The sequence below is a fragment of the Paenibacillus castaneae genome (assembly GCF_002884445.1).
In the GTDB taxonomy this organism is placed as follows: Bacteria; Bacillota; Bacilli; order Paenibacillales; family Paenibacillaceae; genus Pristimantibacillus; species Pristimantibacillus castaneae.
Window position 1 is genome coordinate 3499719 of the sequence record NZ_KZ614144.1, and the last position, 15229, is coordinate 3514947.

At 46.7% G+C, this 15229-nt stretch carries 16 protein-coding genes and 1 riboswitch; of the genes, 4 read left to right on the top strand and 12 right to left on the bottom strand.

Going from position 1 to position 15229, the window contains the following annotated elements:
* Nucleotides 1–57: 57 nt before the first annotated feature.
* The gene (locus CEF13_RS15860) at nt 58–1170 is read right to left on the bottom strand and encodes an amidase domain-containing protein (protein WP_102711874.1); all 1113 of its coding nucleotides are present in this window, start codon (nt 1168–1170) and stop codon (nt 58–60) included.
* Nucleotides 1171–1470: 300 nt separating this feature from the next.
* Here CEF13_RS15860 and CEF13_RS15865 point away from each other — a divergent pair, with 300 nt between their 5' ends.
* The 3 genes from CEF13_RS15865 (at nt 1471) to CEF13_RS15875 (ending at nt 3142) form a co-directional block, all read left to right on the top strand.
* On the top strand, nt 1471–1794 hold the full coding sequence (locus CEF13_RS15865) for a hypothetical protein (protein ID WP_102711876.1): 324 nt from the start codon (nt 1471–1473) through the stop codon (nt 1792–1794).
* A 57-nt stretch (nt 1795–1851) separates the two neighbouring features.
* Complete coding sequence (locus CEF13_RS15870) at nt 1852–2499, top strand: class F sortase (RefSeq protein ID WP_166742708.1); 648 nt, start codon at nt 1852–1854, stop codon at nt 2497–2499.
* 133 nt (nt 2500–2632) lie between these two features.
* Nucleotides 2633–3142, top strand: coding sequence for a cupin domain-containing protein (locus CEF13_RS15875; RefSeq protein ID WP_102711880.1), 510 nt, complete (start codon nt 2633–2635; stop codon nt 3140–3142).
* 29 nt (nt 3143–3171) lie between these two features.
* Here CEF13_RS15875 and CEF13_RS15880 read toward each other — a convergent pair whose 3' ends face one another.
* From CEF13_RS15880 to CEF13_RS15920, 9 genes are read right to left on the bottom strand one after another with little or no spacing between them, the layout of a single operon-like run.
* On the bottom strand, nt 3172–3882 hold the full coding sequence (locus tag CEF13_RS15880; RefSeq protein WP_102711882.1) for an adenosylcobinamide amidohydrolase: 711 nt from the start codon (nt 3880–3882) through the stop codon (nt 3172–3174).
* A 24-nt stretch (nt 3883–3906) separates the two neighbouring features.
* The gene (gene cobD, locus CEF13_RS15885; RefSeq protein WP_102711884.1) at nt 3907–5007 is read right to left on the bottom strand and encodes a threonine-phosphate decarboxylase CobD; all 1101 of its coding nucleotides are present in this window, start codon (nt 5005–5007) and stop codon (nt 3907–3909) included.
* Between the two features lie 20 nt (nt 5008–5027).
* Complete coding sequence (cobS, locus tag CEF13_RS15890; RefSeq protein WP_102711886.1) at nt 5028–5840, bottom strand: adenosylcobinamide-GDP ribazoletransferase; 813 nt, start codon at nt 5838–5840, stop codon at nt 5028–5030.
* Entirely contained in the window at nt 5822–6802 is a 981-nt protein-coding gene (cbiB, locus tag CEF13_RS15895; protein ID WP_102711888.1) for an adenosylcobinamide-phosphate synthase CbiB, read from the bottom strand. The genes cobS and cbiB overlap by 19 nt, the downstream gene beginning before the upstream one ends.
* The gene (gene cobU, locus CEF13_RS15900) at nt 6799–7389 is read right to left on the bottom strand and encodes a bifunctional adenosylcobinamide kinase/adenosylcobinamide-phosphate guanylyltransferase (RefSeq protein ID WP_102711890.1); all 591 of its coding nucleotides are present in this window, start codon (nt 7387–7389) and stop codon (nt 6799–6801) included. Before cobU ends, cbiB begins: the two co-directional genes overlap by 4 nt.
* Before the next feature lie 10 nt (nt 7390–7399).
* Nucleotides 7400–8464 (bottom strand): nicotinate-nucleotide--dimethylbenzimidazole phosphoribosyltransferase, encoded by a 1065-nt coding sequence (gene cobT, locus CEF13_RS15905; RefSeq protein ID WP_102711893.1) that lies wholly within the window; start codon nt 8462–8464, stop codon nt 7400–7402.
* 37 nt (nt 8465–8501) lie between these two features.
* Entirely contained in the window at nt 8502–9281 is a 780-nt protein-coding gene (locus tag CEF13_RS15910) for an ABC transporter ATP-binding protein (RefSeq protein ID WP_102711895.1), read from the bottom strand.
* Complete coding sequence (locus CEF13_RS15915; RefSeq protein ID WP_102711897.1) at nt 9278–10315, bottom strand: FecCD family ABC transporter permease; 1038 nt, start codon at nt 10313–10315, stop codon at nt 9278–9280. Before CEF13_RS15915 ends, CEF13_RS15910 begins: the two co-directional genes overlap by 4 nt.
* A gap of 4 nt (nt 10316–10319) precedes the next feature.
* Nucleotides 10320–11297 carry an ABC transporter substrate-binding protein gene (locus CEF13_RS15920; protein WP_102711899.1) on the bottom strand — a complete coding sequence of 326 codons (978 nt, stop codon included), beginning with the start codon at nt 11295–11297 and terminating at the stop codon, nt 10320–10322.
* 145 nt (nt 11298–11442) lie between these two features.
* Nucleotides 11443–11566: riboswitch (cobalamin riboswitch) on the bottom strand.
* Nucleotides 11567–11779: 213 nt separating this feature from the next.
* On the opposite strand from CEF13_RS15920, the gene CEF13_RS15925 reads away from it, so the two are divergent.
* Nucleotides 11780–12223, top strand: coding sequence for a FixH family protein (locus tag CEF13_RS15925; protein ID WP_146022723.1), 444 nt, complete (start codon nt 11780–11782; stop codon nt 12221–12223).
* A 6-nt stretch (nt 12224–12229) separates the two neighbouring features.
* On the opposite strand, the gene CEF13_RS15930 is transcribed toward CEF13_RS15925, so the two are convergent.
* Together CEF13_RS15930 and CEF13_RS15935 are read right to left on the bottom strand one after the other, a co-directional pair.
* The gene (locus tag CEF13_RS15930; RefSeq protein ID WP_102711903.1) at nt 12230–12916 is read right to left on the bottom strand and encodes a sulfite exporter TauE/SafE family protein; all 687 of its coding nucleotides are present in this window, start codon (nt 12914–12916) and stop codon (nt 12230–12232) included.
* Nucleotides 12913–15183, bottom strand: a complete 2271-nt coding sequence (locus tag CEF13_RS15935; protein WP_166742709.1) for a heavy metal translocating P-type ATPase — start codon at nt 15181–15183, stop codon at nt 12913–12915. Before CEF13_RS15935 ends, CEF13_RS15930 begins: the two co-directional genes overlap by 4 nt.
* Nucleotides 15184–15229: the final 46 nt, after the last annotated feature.

Genomic DNA, 15229 nt, shown 5'->3' on the forward strand with positions numbered 1-15229 from the left:
CTTATGAGAAATAAGGTTAAGGTATGTCCAATTTAGATTATGAAGCGGCTGATGCTATTAATCTCTGATATGAATCAAGATGTATTTGGTATTTCTATCCCATCCTAAATCGAATGGAGCACGGTAACGCTCAGCCGTATGGGAATTAACAAGCGGATAACCATTATCATCAAAACCAGTAACAACAGAAAAATGATCGACATCATTTTGCATAACATGAGCGATTAAATCTCCGGGCATAAGCTCTGCAAATGCACTCTGTGGATGCTTTTCTGTTCGTTCAATAAGCTCTGTGAAGTAGCCAGTCGCTATGACTTTTCCGTATCCCGAATGCACAATAAAATTTTTAAAAGCATCGGTTTGTACCCACGTTTTTGTACCGCCAGAGGGATAAATATAACGCCAGGCTCCAAACATTTTGAGACCTCCGCCCTCTTTCTGGTCTCCGATTACTTGGGAAGCAAAGTTTGTGCAGTCTCCGCCTTTACCTGAATAATTTACATATCTTTTATTATATAGGCCTTTGAATTTCATCCATTCAACGCCAGCATATTTATTAGCATAGGCTACTGCTTGTTTACGCTTGTATTTTTCACCATCACGGACATCATCGGACTTTATAGGAAAATCAACGACTCCATCCGCTGTCTCCGGAATGAGGCTTGGATTCTCGTCAAGCGGATCGAGGTACCATTCCTTGTATACATACCATTCATCATTCAGCTTTTTCAATGTTAAGGCATGTTTAGTGCCTATTCCAAAAGATTGCAGAGGCAAAATTTTGTTTGCATACATATAGCTCAGCTTTTGAGAATGAGCAAGCGATACTTTTGCTGTATCTCCCTCAATTTGGAGTCGAATGATTCGAATTTGGCTGGACGCATCCACGAAATGTATAGCCCTTTTCTCTCCCCATGCCTGAAGATACTCACTTCTTTTTTGCTCTAAACGCAGCGCATGCTCACTTAGTCGATATCCCCGTACATAATAATCTTCAATATTCGTGTTCTTATTAATCAATAAACTAGAACGAACTGCAAAAATTTCATCTATAAAGGCTTTCACCTCTTTTTCTTGATTTGATTTGGCATCAGATACATGACCATTACAAACGAAGGTGACAAAAAGAACGATAGTAAAAACAAAGCAATTGTTTTTTAATTTCCGCATACCTGCCTCCATCTTTGCTGCTTTTCGTTATTTAACTTAGGTGCACCTATTCTGTCATTCCACAGTAAAGGTATCATTTTATGAAGTATCCATTTCCATTAGGTTGACTCATTCCCGCTTCAACCATTCGTGAATGTTCAAACAATTTTCTTCTGCAATTCCCATACCATGAGTCAGCTTATTCCGTAAATGCTTATCTTTAAAGGGAAAGGTTTACATTCATGATTCCTTTAACAACAGGAAATCATGATATAGGTACGGCAATCTACACAACACAAATTTGAGGAGGAATTGAATTTCATGAAAAAAACTGCTATCGCAATTGTTACTGCATGTATGCTGCTTAGTGCAAGCTCTGCGGTCTATGCATCTGCCCCTGTATCTGAGAAAGAAATGCATATGAAAAAAATGGAAGCCAAAAAGAAGCATGAAATGCATGTGAAGAAGATGGATGCTAAGAAGCATCATAAAATACATGCTAAAAGCACGCATCCGAGTAAAAAACATAAAATGAATGCAAAAAGTATGCATTCAAAAAGCTTACATTCAAAAAGCTTGAAAGCAAAAGACATTACACAAATGCCGAAGACCGGCTTCGGCGGCGCAAGCGAACAAGCGGAATAACTAACGTAAGAGGGGAACATCGCTTCCCCTCTTTTATTCGTTATGAAAAAGTTGATATTGTATTTTTTATCTGTAGTCGTAATTGCCGGAAGTACGGCTTGTACCGATACAAGTGAACGTAAAGAAGACCATACGCAATTGAATTCGGTCAAAAAACCGATTATTACTTATACAAATACGCCATCGGCAGTTCCAAGTGAGCCCCCATTAATGGTTGATGGAATTATTCCTGTTAAGTTGTACATTCCCGCTCTGAAAATTCTAGCGCTGGTTGACCCGGTCAGCATAACCGACGATGGTCAGATGGACGTACCTGCTTATACGAGACGAGTAGGCATATTATCTAAATCATCAGATGGGGTTATGCCGGGAGCGATTGGCAACGCAGTAATGGACGGCCATGTGGACAGCCCTACAGGTCCAGCTGTATTTTACCGATTAAAGCAAATAAAAAAAGGTGACACGGTTATAATAAAAAATAAAGAAGGCTGTCGCATCGATTTTTCCGTCGAAGCAGTTGAAACATATAAAACATCAGAAGCCCCTATCTCTAAAATTTTTGGTCCAACAAATGAATCTCGCTTAAATTTAATTACATGCACCGGGACATTTATCCGAGAAACAAAAGAGTACCAGAAAAGATTAGTCGTATATACAAAGCGAAAGTCCGAAACAAAGGGGTGCACGATCAAAAACGCTCCTTAGATGACAAAAACAGGTCAATTACAATAACGATTGTACTTGACCTGTTTTTACATATTTTTAGGTTTAGTTATTCTTATATATGGTTTATTAATAGAGGAGTAATATTGTATTTTGTGAGAGAGAGGATCGAGAAATGACTCAAATAGAAGTTAAAGATTTTCAATTCAGAGATGATGGAGTGATTCCTAATCATCCATTCTTGCCGACACTCCTTTATAAAGGGGCATTGCAGGGCAAAGAAGATCAAGCGGAGCAAATCTTTAATCGGAATAATTGGTTGAACAGCTGGACAAACGGAGTGTTTGATTATCACCACTATCATAGCAACAGCCATGAGGTGCTTGGCGTAATCAGAGGCTCTGCTCTCCTTCAAATTGGTGGCGCAGCTGGCAGAGAAATCGAAGTGCGAAACGGAGACGTTATCCTTCTTCCAGCTGGAACAGGACATAAAAAAATGTCATCAAGCTCAGATTTCAGTGTGGTAGGCGCTTACCCGAATGGCATGGATTATAATCTGAGAACAGGGAAACAAGGAGAAAGACCACTCGTTCTAGAAGAAATCGCTAATGTGCCTTTTCCACAGAAAGATCCCTTATTTGGTGAAGAAGGTCCTCTAATGGTTTATTGGAAAATGAATAACTAAAAGCAATTACATTTCGCAATCCTGCTTCGTCAGTCTTCATGCTGTGTGCTTGCTGCTTCGAGCACGGTGTCGTAGACTGCTTCTCCAATTGCACAGCCGATTGTTGTCGCTGTACCCGCATAGGCATGCAAGGCTTGCCAATGCTCAGCTTGGCTGACGGCGATTACAATAGCATCCGTTGTCGTCCCGGTGGCGGATTGTCCATTGTCATACTCAACAATTCCTAAATGCTGCAAAGCAGCTGTCTTTGCTTCCGTAGCCGTAATAACTGCATTAACCATTGCAGACTCTGTCATTTGTCCATCAATTAGTATAATCGTATTAATCGTTCCAGGAGAATAGGCTGAGAATGTACTGCGCGTTATTCCGGATCTTGCAGCGTTTCTAGTACCGACAGTCGAGCAGCAAAGCAGTTTAAATTTATCGCCTTCAAACTCTATTATTGAAGCATGAGTTAGCTTGGCCGCAGTTAGAAAACCGATACTATGCTCAAGGTCGTAGTCCCAAGCCTCGCATTGTTTCACAATATCAGATACAGGATCGCTGCCCACATAGTCAAGTGGCACTTTCCAGTTAAATATTAGATCAGAGTAGGAGAATCCTCCGGGATGTATGGCGCTGCTTAACGAGTATAGCCGTTCATTACAGCGTGTTTCAATTCGATTGTCCAGAAGCTTTAAGCTCACACCGCTCCAAATCGAGGAATGATAAATATCGCCGTCTCGGAAAGGCTGAGTCATTCTTCATCCCTCCTTCTTCCATTTTCATTTATCATGACCGCTCTTCGCTTTCATGCACTGATCTAACGCATGAAGCAGCTGTCCATTTTGTTCACGCAGCTTAATCGCAACACGAATATAAGTATGATCAAGGCCTGGGAATCGGGAAGCATCTCGTATAAGAACGCCGAGCTTACCCATCTCCAACTGAAGCATGCTTGCGCTAAGTCCAAGCTCCCGTGGAATACGCAGCAGTAGATAGTTAGCAGCGCTTGGAATGACTTCGAACCCCATTTTTTGAAGCTCTGCGGTGAGCCATGGACGTTCACTTTGCAGCCAGCCCAGAGTGCGATTGGCGAATTCGCTATCACCTAATACCGTTTCCCCTATGAGCTGTGCCAGCGAATTAACACTCCAAGGCACCTGCAGACGCTTTAATGGATTAAGTGATCTTGGCATGCCGACAATATAGCCAAGCCGAATGCCTGGTATGGAATAAAATTTCGTCATCGAACGAATGACAAATAGTCTTTCATGAAGAGCAGCCTCCTGAACGAGACTGAATTGTGATTCCTCTGGGACAAAATCCATAAAGGCTTCATCCACGACAACATAGGCTCCTTTAGTCAAAAGCTGTTTAATGAATTCGGGATCTACAAGCTGACCAGTCGGATTATTTGGTGAACCAAGGATGATCAGCGATTCCTCGCCAGCTTCCTCAAACAAGCGTTCATCTTCTAAAGCCAGTTTAAACTGTTTGTCTGATGACAATTGAATTTCTCGCAGAGCACCGCCTATTTTCCGAACCGCATCCGCATATTCATCAAAGCATGGAATGACGAGTGTTGTTAACTTCGGCTGCAAGGCTCTTACAATTAAATCAATAAGCTCAGCTGCTCCATTGCCAACCACGATAGCCTGCTCATTAATAACATGCCGCTGTGCCAGTTCTCGTCTTAACCCTCTTACAGCAGGATCCGGGTATTGGTTGATGATATCCGCATAAGCATACAAGGCTTGCTTCACCCCACTCGGTGGCCCAAGGGGATTCATATTGGAGCTGAAATCTATAAATTGATCGGCTGATCGTCCGAAAGCTTCCTCTGCTGTTCGTAAGTCACCACCGTGTCCATATCTTTCTAACACCGACTGTTTCAACTCCTTTTCTATAGGGCATTTAACCATACGACAACTGCAAATAGCAGCAGCGCTTCAATTGCTTCATTCATCGCACCGTAAGTATCGCCGGTTAAACCGCCAAGCTTTCGGTTTAGCCAAACGGCAATCAATCCGCCGCAAGACACGGTAAGGACGAATCCGATCATAAGCAATCCGAATATTACACTTGCATTCATTCCAGCTGATCCTAAGATCAAACATGTAAGAATAGAAGATAAAAGCAGAGCTGCAGAAGCTTGAAGACCTTTAACCTCATTAAATAATACACCAATCCCCTCTCCTTGTCTTGCACTTGGCCAGCCTGCAATAGCAGCAGCCATCCATGCTCGACTCCAGATGGGACATAGAATAAGCAAAGGTAAATAAATCGCCGCTTTATCCCCATTCATAAACTCCGCCAGCAGCGAAGCTTTGAACAGAAGCAGCAATACCGCAGCAAGCACGCCCATCGCGCCAACACGGCTATCCTTCATAATTTCCAGCATTCGCTCTCTCGAACGATGACTGAGGACGCCGTCTGCAGTATCCATCCATCCGTCAAGATGCAATCCACCGCTAAGAGCCGTCCAAAGAGCAAGCACGATTACTGCGCTTGGCCATGCAGGCACGAACAATTGCAGCAGCCACGTAATAACAGCCAAGCATCCCCCGATGAAAGCACCAGCTAGAGGGAAATAAATAACACTCCTAGAAAGAACAGGACCATGAAAGGGAACAGTGACGGGAATTGGAAGCCTCGTTAAAAACTGAAAAGCAGCAATTAAGGCTTGAACATGTAGCTTTAACGTATGACGAACCATACTGCGATCACTCCCGCAAATAATATAAAACTGACACAATAAAGTATACGAACAGTAAGTATGATATCTTCTGGCTGTAGTTCACGGGTTGGCCAACCCATCCGGGCACGTTCACTTGGCACCCCAAAATACACATTTCTTCCGCCAAGCTCGATGCCAAGTGCTCCAGCGACCGCCGCTTCAGGAATTCCACTGTTCGGACTAGGATGGCTAGACGCAAAGGCATAAATTGAATGAAAAGCTCTGCCAGCTTTCATACTGGGGCTAAATAATGCTGAAATCGCAATCATTGCGCCTGACAGCCGTGCAGGTATGTAATTCAATACATCATCCGTGCGAGCTGAGCACCAGCCGAAGTTAATATACTTATCGTTGCGATAACCAACCATAGAATCTAGCGTATTGGCAGCACGGTAGAGCATGGCGAGCGGCGCACCGCCTATTAAAGCAAAAAGCAGAGGGGAAACTAGTGCATCAACGATATTTTCGGCAACCGTCTCGATCGCTGCTCGGGATGCTTCACGAGCATCAAGCTGATCTGTGTCGCGCCCAACAATATAACCTGCATATTTGCGCGCTTCATCGAGGTTTCCTGAAAGCAGCGGGTTATATACGAGCATCGCAGCCTCTTTCAATCCCTTAACCGCAATTGTTGTGGAAATGAACCAAGCGCTAAGCGCATAACCGAGCCACACATGAATGGCATTCGCTGCCCAGATAATCGCCCACATAACGGTTGTACTTAGAAGCAGCGTAGCCAAAGTAAGTACAATACCTAATCCCTTCACTGCTGCAGGCCGATTCTTCTTAAGCTCGGGTGCAAGCTTGCTCTCTAGCAGGCGTACAAGTCTTCCAATCCAAATTACGGGGTGTGTGGGCCACTTCGGATCGCCTACGATCCAATCAATAGCAATCGCGGCTGCCGCCAGCAGAAGCAGCTCCTTTATGGAATAAAAAATCATAGCTCATCCCATCGAAAAGCTAAAGATTTCAATTCAATAGGAATGCCTGCTGTAACGAGAAAAACACGTTCGCAAAGTGCCGCGACCTTTTGATTCAAACGACCGGCTTCATCTCGAAATTTCCTACCAAGCGGATAGGCGGGAACAATGCCATCCCCTACCTCATTCGTAACGATTATAAGGGGATAGCTGAAAGCTCGGAACGCATCTAGAAGCTTGTCCGTTTCTTCCTCCAGCCTGAATTCGCCCAGAGACTCGTGATCGATTCGCAGCATCCAATTGGTCAGCCATAGCGTCAAGCAATCCAGCAATACAACGGGAGGCTTATCGCCATTTTGCACTATTCCAGCAAATTCTTCCCGCAAACGTTGCAAAAGTTGAATCGTTTCATAAGGCTCCTCAATTGTTTCCCAATTGAAGCCTGCCGCCTCTCGGTCAAGACGGTGCTTCCCTACCCGCTCTTTCATTTCTTCATCGTAAAGCTGACAGGTTGCGATATAAATGCCGTGAGCTCCAATATGCTTCGCATATTGTTCAGCAAAGGAGCTTTTACCGCTGCGTGCACCGCCGGTTACAAGTACTGCCACCCCTTCTCACCTATCCCTTCGATATTCCTGCGCTTTCAAAAGTAGCCATTTCCTGCATCAGCAGAAGTGCCGCATCAATAAAGTGGAAGCATAATACCGCACCCGTGCCTTCTCCCAGTCTCATCTCTAATTGAATCATTGGCGACAGTCCAATCGATTCAAGCAAGCGCAAATGTCCCTGTTCCTGTGACAAATGTGACGCTAAAATATAAGGCTTCGTTTGTGCTGCGAGTCTTGATGCCACCAAAGCGGCAACTGATGAAATATAACCGTCAATGACGACAGGACAGCCGCTGGCTGCAGCTCCTAAAATGACTCCTACCAATCCGGCAATTTCCGCGCCTCCGAGCTTTGCAAGCACGTCGATAGGGTCCGAAGGATCAGGCTTATTGACTGCTATAGCACGCTTTACCACATCGATCTTGTTCAGCCAGCTCGCATCATTAATGCCCGTTCCTCTTCCGACAGACTCCTCCGGAGACAATCCCGTTAATACCGTCGTAATCGCAGCGCTTGAAGTTGTGTTTCCAATCCCCATCTCCCCTGTTGCGAACAACCGAGTACCGCGCTGTACCTGCTCCTTGACTACGCTGATCCCAACCATAATCGCTTGAAGCGTTTCTTCACGCGTCATGGCCGGCTGCTTCGCCATATTTGCCGTACCTCTTACAATCTTCCTGCTTACGAGCCGGTCATGCTCTAAATCAGCATTGACGCCAATATCAACGCATACAACTTCTGCGCCAGCCTGACGAGCAAGCACGTTAACGGCAGCGCCGCCATTCAAAAAGTTGATGACCATTTGCGGTGTCACAGCCTGCGGAAATGCACTGACTCCTTCCTCGCATACGCCATGATCTCCAGCCATCACGATGACCGACTTTCGAGATAAATTTGGCCACAGCTCTCCCGTAACACCTGCGAGCTGTCTGGCAATGGCCTCCAGCTTGCCTAAGCTTCCAGGAGGCTTCGTCAAGGAGTCGGAATGCCGCTCCGCTAATTGTGCTGTCTCTTCGTGAAAAGGTTTGATGCTATTTATTATTTCCGTAAGCTCTATGTACACTTTTTCCTTCATCTCATGAACTCCTTCTTTCTCAATCCGTTCTTGTTCGTTAATATTCACTCGGCTGCAGCATAATTTGCGGCGATCCCGTTAGTGGATGGGCGGACACCGATATTTTCGTTTCGTACACCTGCTCAATGAGTTCAGCCGTTAGTACTTCCTGCGGTGTTCCTGCTGCAGCAACCGTTCCTTGGTGAAGAACAACAAGCTCGTCGCAATATAGCGACGCTAAATTCAAATCATGCAAAACCGCAATAACCGTCAGATCACGCTCCCTCTGCCAAGCTCGAACCTTATCGAGCAGTTGAACTTGGTACCCGATGTCTAAGTAGGTGGTAGGCTCATCGAGTAAAATAACAGAAGGCTCCTGTGCCATCAGCTTTGCAAGCGCGACGCGCTGCCGTTCTCCACCGCTTAGCTGATCCATCTTGCGATGCGTCAGCTCCTTGAGGCCCATTGATTGTATTGCGGTATCAATAATAGATTCCGATTCTAGTATATCTCCACCAAGCCAGCTTTGGAACGGATATCTCCCCATCCCAACCACCTCACGAACCGAGAAGCCTACCGGAGGCAGACCTCCTTGCTGCAGGACCGCCATTTTTCTCGCAAGCTGCTTGCGCGGATAAGTGAATATATCCTTCCCGTCAAGAAGCACCTTGCCTTGAGCCGGCTTCTCCACGCCTGAGAGGATATCAAGAAATGTAGATTTCCCAACGCCATTGGGGCCAATTATGCCGTATATTCGGCCTTTCCCAAACGAACAAGACAACTGATTCAGAACCTGTCTCCCTTGAACGTTCTGATTAATTTCGTTTACTTCAATCATATCTCTCCTCCTTGCTTCAGCTTGCGGCGATGGAGCAAATAGGCAAAGAAAGGAGCGCCGATCAAGGCTGTCACGACGCCAAGCGGTATTTCCTTTTGCACCATTAGATTTCTAGCCAGCGTATCTGCCCAAAGCACAAATATACCGCCGCCAATCGCTGATAAAGGGGTAATTAGCCGATAGTCCGGACCGACCAGCAATCGAATTAAATGAGGTACAACAAGTCCGACAAAGCCGATGACTCCTGACACTGAAACAGCTGCAGCTGTTAGCAGCGTGGAGCTGATTAAGACGATCAGCTTCGTTCGTTCGACCCGAATGCCAAGATGAGCCGCATGCCGCTCGCCAAGTACAAATAAATTGAGCGCCTGTCCGTAAATGAGCAAGACCGGCAAGCCGATTGCCAGAAACGGGATAAGCATAAAGGCGTGATCCCAGCTTCTCATCGCAAGCGAGCCCATAAGCCAGAACAAAATTTGGTTGACTACGCCCTGCGACATGGACACCATGAACGAGACGAACGCACCAAGGAAAGCCTGAATAATAACTCCTGATAAAATAAGCGTTTCAATGCCCATTGTTCCATTATTTCGTGACAGCCAAAAAACGCCAAGCAGCGTAATGGTTCCCGTCCCAAAAGCAACTAGCGGTATTGTCCACAAGCCAATAGCCGTCTGGAGCCCGAACAAAATAATAAAGGCTGCCCCCACTGAGCTTCCCGAAGCAACGCCAAGCGTATAAGGATCAGCTAGCGGATTGCGCAGCACCCCTTGAAAGCCCGTGCCGGCAAGAGCGAGACAAGCGCCCACCAAAACAGCCAGCAGTACACGTGAAAGCCTTACTTGAGTTACAATAGCTATCTCGCCAGCGGAATAAGGCACAGCTTTGTCCGAAAGCCACGGCAGCTGATGGATTAGAATACCCCATACATCACAAACCGATATGCCAGCCGAGCCAATCGATAAACTAACAACAATAGAAACAGCAAGAAGGAGCATAGCTGCTCCTCCATACCAAAACAATTTATTATTCATAGGCTTATTTAATGAGATCCGGATGTATCACTTTAGCCAGCTCAAGCAATCCTTCTGCTAATCGTGGGCCAACGCGAACGAGCGGATCTTCCGTTACAGCATGCATTTGTTTATTTTGCACAGCGTCAATGACATCCCAGCCCGGGCGGCTTTCAATGCCAGCAACAATCGGATTCGGATCTTCCTTCATTGCGGGATAAATGATCAATTGCGGATTTTGCTTAATAACCTCTTCCGCATTTACTTCAAACCAGCTCGGTGTATCTGTAGCTATATTTTGACCGCCGGCAAGCGTGATCAGTTCATCCAGGAATGTACCTGAACCAACTGTCCAGCCTGGTGAGAACTCCAAATATACACGCTTCTTCTCAGCATCCTTAACAGCTGCCGTTACCTGCTCCTTCGCCGAACGCATGTTGTCAGCGACAGCAGCAGCTTCAGGCTGCTTATCCATTACTATGCCTAAAGTTTCGATCTTCGCTACGACCGCATCATAAGTGGCCGGGTCAGTGGCGAATACATTAACATTCAACTCGCGAAGCCTGCTAATAGCTGCTGTATTCATTGAAGATGAAGCTAGAACTAAATCTGGATTAAGTGCAATAACAGCTTCAATGTCCGTCGTCATATCGCCAACCTGCGGTTTCTTTGTCGCTTCCTCTGGGTAATTGCTGTAAGCATCGACACCGACAACTAGCTCGCCTGCGCCGATTGCATAGGCGACTTCCGTTTCACTAGGCGCAAGCGTAACGATCTTCACAGGCGCCTGCTGGAACGTCATCTCAGTTCCTGTTTCATCCTGAATTGTTAATGGATAGACAGTCGCTGTTTCAGAAGGAGCAGGTGAAGACGAAGGCGAATTCGAAGCAGCGGAATTCGGCTTATTATCTGTTGTTGCTCCACATGCTGCCGTAATTATAAGCATCATCGTCAATAGTAATCCAACAATCATTTTCATCATATTGCGGTTATTCCACTTCATCTTTCTCTACACCCCTATAATTATTATTTCGTATAAATAAAAAAAAAGCATTTCCGGCAATTGTGCCAGAAATGCTCTTATACGCCTCATAAATAGAATGCATACCAAAAAGCTTCTCTAACACCTCCCTAAGACCACGTAGGTTAAAGCGTTATATAAATAGGCAGATTTTCTGACTTGGAATATACACTATTCCTTACAGTGGCGGGTCCGCGCCGGATTCTCACCGGACTTCCCTATTAAGCTTCAACGATTATTCGACGAAAGTCTGGATCAACGTTCATTGCTCGTTTCAGCACCTATTTATTCACTATGAAATTATTGTAACTATACACTCCCTTATTTAATTTGTCCACTAGTTTCCCTCTTCCAATGCGCGTTCTGTACCGCTCTCAAGCTGCATAAGTACGTAATAAGCTTTTCTTTGCGACATGGAAAACGAATGGCGTGCAAATTCAATTTATGGGATGTGATCATTGCTTATGCCTATGCCAAATAAACCTCATATTCCGTTCTACAGGCTGCTCATTATCTTCCTTTTTATTGCGCTTCTCCTTGTCGCCGTTATAGGCTGGCTTCGTTCCGGCGAAGCGCCTGCTCCGCCTATAACAGAGCATGATTTCGATAAAGGCCATGTGGAATGGACAATCGAGGGTTATCCTGCAAAAGCACTTCATAACAATCTGTTCTCATTAATGCTAACAGATCGAAACGGAGCGCCTCTACGGGGGGCTACCCTCGAAATCAAGCTTGATATGTTGAATATGGTATGCGGTGATTTTGTCTTCAACCTTAAAGAGATTTCTCCCGGTTTATATACGGGTGAGGGTGTACCGCTGATGGCGGGCATGTGGAAGGCAACCTTAACTCTTGTATCTGAGGATCAGACCTATACGCTAGTTAGACATTTGCAGGCCATTCATTGAACACCTCTACCAAAGCCAAGGGTTTATCGTAGGAATAATGCCATTAGCAGCCAGACCTCGCATGATAGACAGCAGGCCTACTGCAATCGCTGTAATGACGCTTGCCCTTCGCATAAATCGCCGCCAACGTTTATTGGCGAACGCGGCAATTGAAGCTGCGGCTGCTAAAGCTGGAAACGTAGATAATCCGAAGAGGGCCATTACGAAAGCCCCTGCCAGCGCGGATCCCGTAGCAGCCGCTGTCATTTGCATCGCATAAGTCAAACCGCAAGGAAGAAAACCGAAGGCAATGCCTGTTGCCAGCAAATGCGCCGACTCTTGTCCGCGCGATCGGCTCGCTCCCCCTGCAAGTCTTTTATGTAGGAAAGAAGACAGTCGGTTCATCATAGGAAGCTGAAATCTGCGCCAAAGCCAAAGCAGCAGAAAACAACCGCCTATAATGGAGGCAAGCCCCTGCACACCTGCAAGCTTCCCCGCAACATCTACAAAAGAACCAACAGCTCCCATCACAGCACCGAGCAAGGAATAAGAGAATATCCGTCCTGCATTATACAGAAGTGTAGATTTACGAACAGTCGCTGCCGAATTCAATGACACGGTAGATACAATTCCACCGCACATTCCAATACAATGAGGCGCACTGAAAAGTCCTGTCAACATGATTAAGCCAATCTGCTGCCATGTGATAATCATTCGGCATTACCCGCAGCCTTCTTAAGCTGGCCCGTCAGCCGAAGAGAATTGCCGACAACGGATACCGAGCTAAGCGCCATCGCCGTCCCAGCCATCCAAGGCTCAAGCAAACCGAAAGCCGCGAACGGAACGATAATAACATTATATAAAAAAGCGAATGTTAAATTTTGCCGCACATTGCGAATCGTTAAGCGGCTGATCCTGATCGCTTCAGGGATCGCCTTCAACCGAGAGAAGAGCAATGTCATATGGCCTGCGCTGAGCGCTGCATCTGTTCCATCCCCCATTGCCAGGCCTACATCAGCGGCGGCTAATGCAGGAGCATCATTCCAGCCATCCCCTGCCATCCCCACCCTTCTTCCTTGCCCCTTGAGCTTCTCGATTAGCGCCAGCTTGCTTTCCGGCAGCATAGACGCATGTACCTCCGTGATCCCGACTGCTTTCGCCGCAGCATGAGCAGGTGCCGCGTGATCACCGGTTGCCAGCAGCGCAGAAACGCCAAGCTGCTTTAATTCTTTGATTGCTGCTCTTGCATTTGATTTGACCATATCGCTTAACGCGATTACTCCGACACATTCTCCATCGATCGCGGCATAAAGCACAGTCTCTCCGGCATTTTCCCGACTGGTTGCGAAGTCTTGTGCATGCACGCCTATGTGCCAGTTCCGTTCTTGCGCAAAGCGGACATTTCCGATTCCGAAGGTCTGCCGCTCGATTGCAGCTTCCATCCCTCCACCTGGCGTAAACTGATGCTGCTCCGCCTTCGGAATAACTAGACCTTGCCTAAGCGCTTCTTGCCTAATTGCAGCGGCAAGCGGATGCACGGACTGGGCTTCCGCCGCCGCAGCCAACCGAAGCACCGCTGATGAACTGCCTTTCATTGCCCGTATAGCGCTGACCACCGGTTTACCCTCGGTTATTGTACCTGTTTTGTCAAATACAATGGTCTGGATAGCGGCCAATCGTTCAAGTGCACCTGCTTCTTTCGAAATAATTCCCTTCTTCGCCATTCTGCCAGAAGCAATCACGAGTGAAATCGGAGCTGCTAATCCGAGTGCGCAAGGACAAGCGGCCAACAGTACAGCAATTGCGCAAATAAAAGCTTGGCGCACGTTGCCGGGATCCAGAAAAACCGACCACATCACTACTGTCAAAAGAGCGAATACGAGCATGGCCGGCACAAACCAACCGGCAGCCATATCCACATTACGCTGAATAACCGATTTCGACCGCTGCGCCTGCCTCACCAGCTCCTGGATTCGATTCAGCATCGTATCATGGCCTGCGGCTTTCGTTCTAACTCGCAAGGGCTCGCTCACATTCCGTGTTCCAGCCCATATCGGATCACCCTCACGCTTCGTAATAAACAGGCTTTCCCCGGTAAGCAAAGACTCATCTGCCGATGAAAGACCTTTGATTACGATTCCATCCACTGGCACGATTTCGCCGGCAGCGACAATGACGACATCTCCCGCACGTACGAATTCCGTTCTAATTTGCAGTATTTCCCCCGCTCTATCTACCGTTGCCAGCTGGTTTTGCAGCTGTCCGTATCCGTCAGAGCCTTGCTGTGCCCGCAGCGCCGCTGCCGTCTCGATATACTTGCCTAACAGAACTGCTGTAATAACGACAGCCGATGTTTCGAAATAAAGTGGAGGCGCATGAGAAGCTGCAAGCATCGGCGTAAGCAATCCGACTTGAAATACTTCATAATGACTGTATAGATAAGCAGCTGTTGTTCCCAGCACAACAAGCACATCCATATTCGCGCTTTTCTGCCGAATCGCATGGTAGGCTCCGAAATAAAATGGAGCACCGATGACAAATTGAATAATAGTCGCTAGCAGAAGCTGAACCCACGGCAAAGACATCCAAATCGGTAATAGGCGAAGCAGCGGTTCAAGCGCCGGCAGATGCTGAATCATGCTCACTAATAACGGCGCAGTCAGAACCGCTGATGTGAGCAGCCTTAACCGCAGCGTATTATGCTCTCTTTGCAGCCCATGCCTTGGCGATTCGTTCATTAATGCCTCAAAGCCTAATTGCTTGACTCGCTCAGCTATATGCTCGGGCATAAGCAAATCCGGCTCAAATTGCACCCACGCCGTGCGCAGCGGGAAGCTGACTGCTGCCATTTGAACACCTTTCATTTTGCCAATACCCTTCTCGATCCGCGCCGCGCAAGCTGAGCAGCTCATGCCTTGTACAGCAAAATCTATGGTCACGCCTGTTTCTACTACTCCATCGGCAGTATCTACCGTCTCCATCCGAAGCACCCGCCTTCCATACATCGCTTTCCATGCCTGTACCTCT

Coding starts and splice junctions, on each gene's coding strand:
- CEF13_RS15910 (WP_102711895.1), bottom strand. CDS start 9,281: ATGATTGAAGTAAACGAAATTAATCAGAACGTTCAAGGGAGACAGGTT.
- cobS (WP_102711886.1), bottom strand. CDS start 5,840: ATGGTTCGTCATACGTTAAAGCTACATGTTCAAGCCTTAATTGCTGCT.
- CEF13_RS15865 (WP_102711876.1), top strand. CDS start 1,471: ATGAAAAAAACTGCTATCGCAATTGTTACTGCATGTATGCTGCTTAGT.
- CEF13_RS15925 (WP_146022723.1), top strand. CDS start 11,780: ATGCCTATGCCAAATAAACCTCATATTCCGTTCTACAGGCTGCTCATT.
- CEF13_RS15930 (WP_102711903.1), bottom strand. CDS start 12,916: ATGATTATCACATGGCAGCAGATTGGCTTAATCATGTTGACAGGACTT.
- cbiB (WP_102711888.1), bottom strand. CDS start 6,802: ATGATTTTTTATTCCATAAAGGAGCTGCTTCTGCTGGCGGCAGCCGCG.
- CEF13_RS15880 (WP_102711882.1), bottom strand. CDS start 3,882: ATGACTCAGCCTTTCCGAGACGGCGATATTTATCATTCCTCGATTTGG.
- cobT (WP_102711893.1), bottom strand. CDS start 8,464: ATGAAGGAAAAAGTGTACATAGAGCTTACGGAAATAATAAATAGCATC.
- CEF13_RS15860 (WP_102711874.1), bottom strand. CDS start 1,170: ATGCGGAAATTAAAAAACAATTGCTTTGTTTTTACTATCGTTCTTTTT.
- CEF13_RS15935 (WP_166742709.1), bottom strand. CDS start 15,183: ATGGAGACGGTAGATACTGCCGATGGAGTAGTAGAAACAGGCGTGACC.
- CEF13_RS15920 (WP_102711899.1), bottom strand. CDS start 11,297: ATGAAGTGGAATAACCGCAATATGATGAAAATGATTGTTGGATTACTA.
- CEF13_RS15915 (WP_102711897.1), bottom strand. CDS start 10,315: ATGAATAATAAATTGTTTTGGTATGGAGGAGCAGCTATGCTCCTTCTT.
- CEF13_RS15875 (WP_102711880.1), top strand. CDS start 2,633: ATGACTCAAATAGAAGTTAAAGATTTTCAATTCAGAGATGATGGAGTG.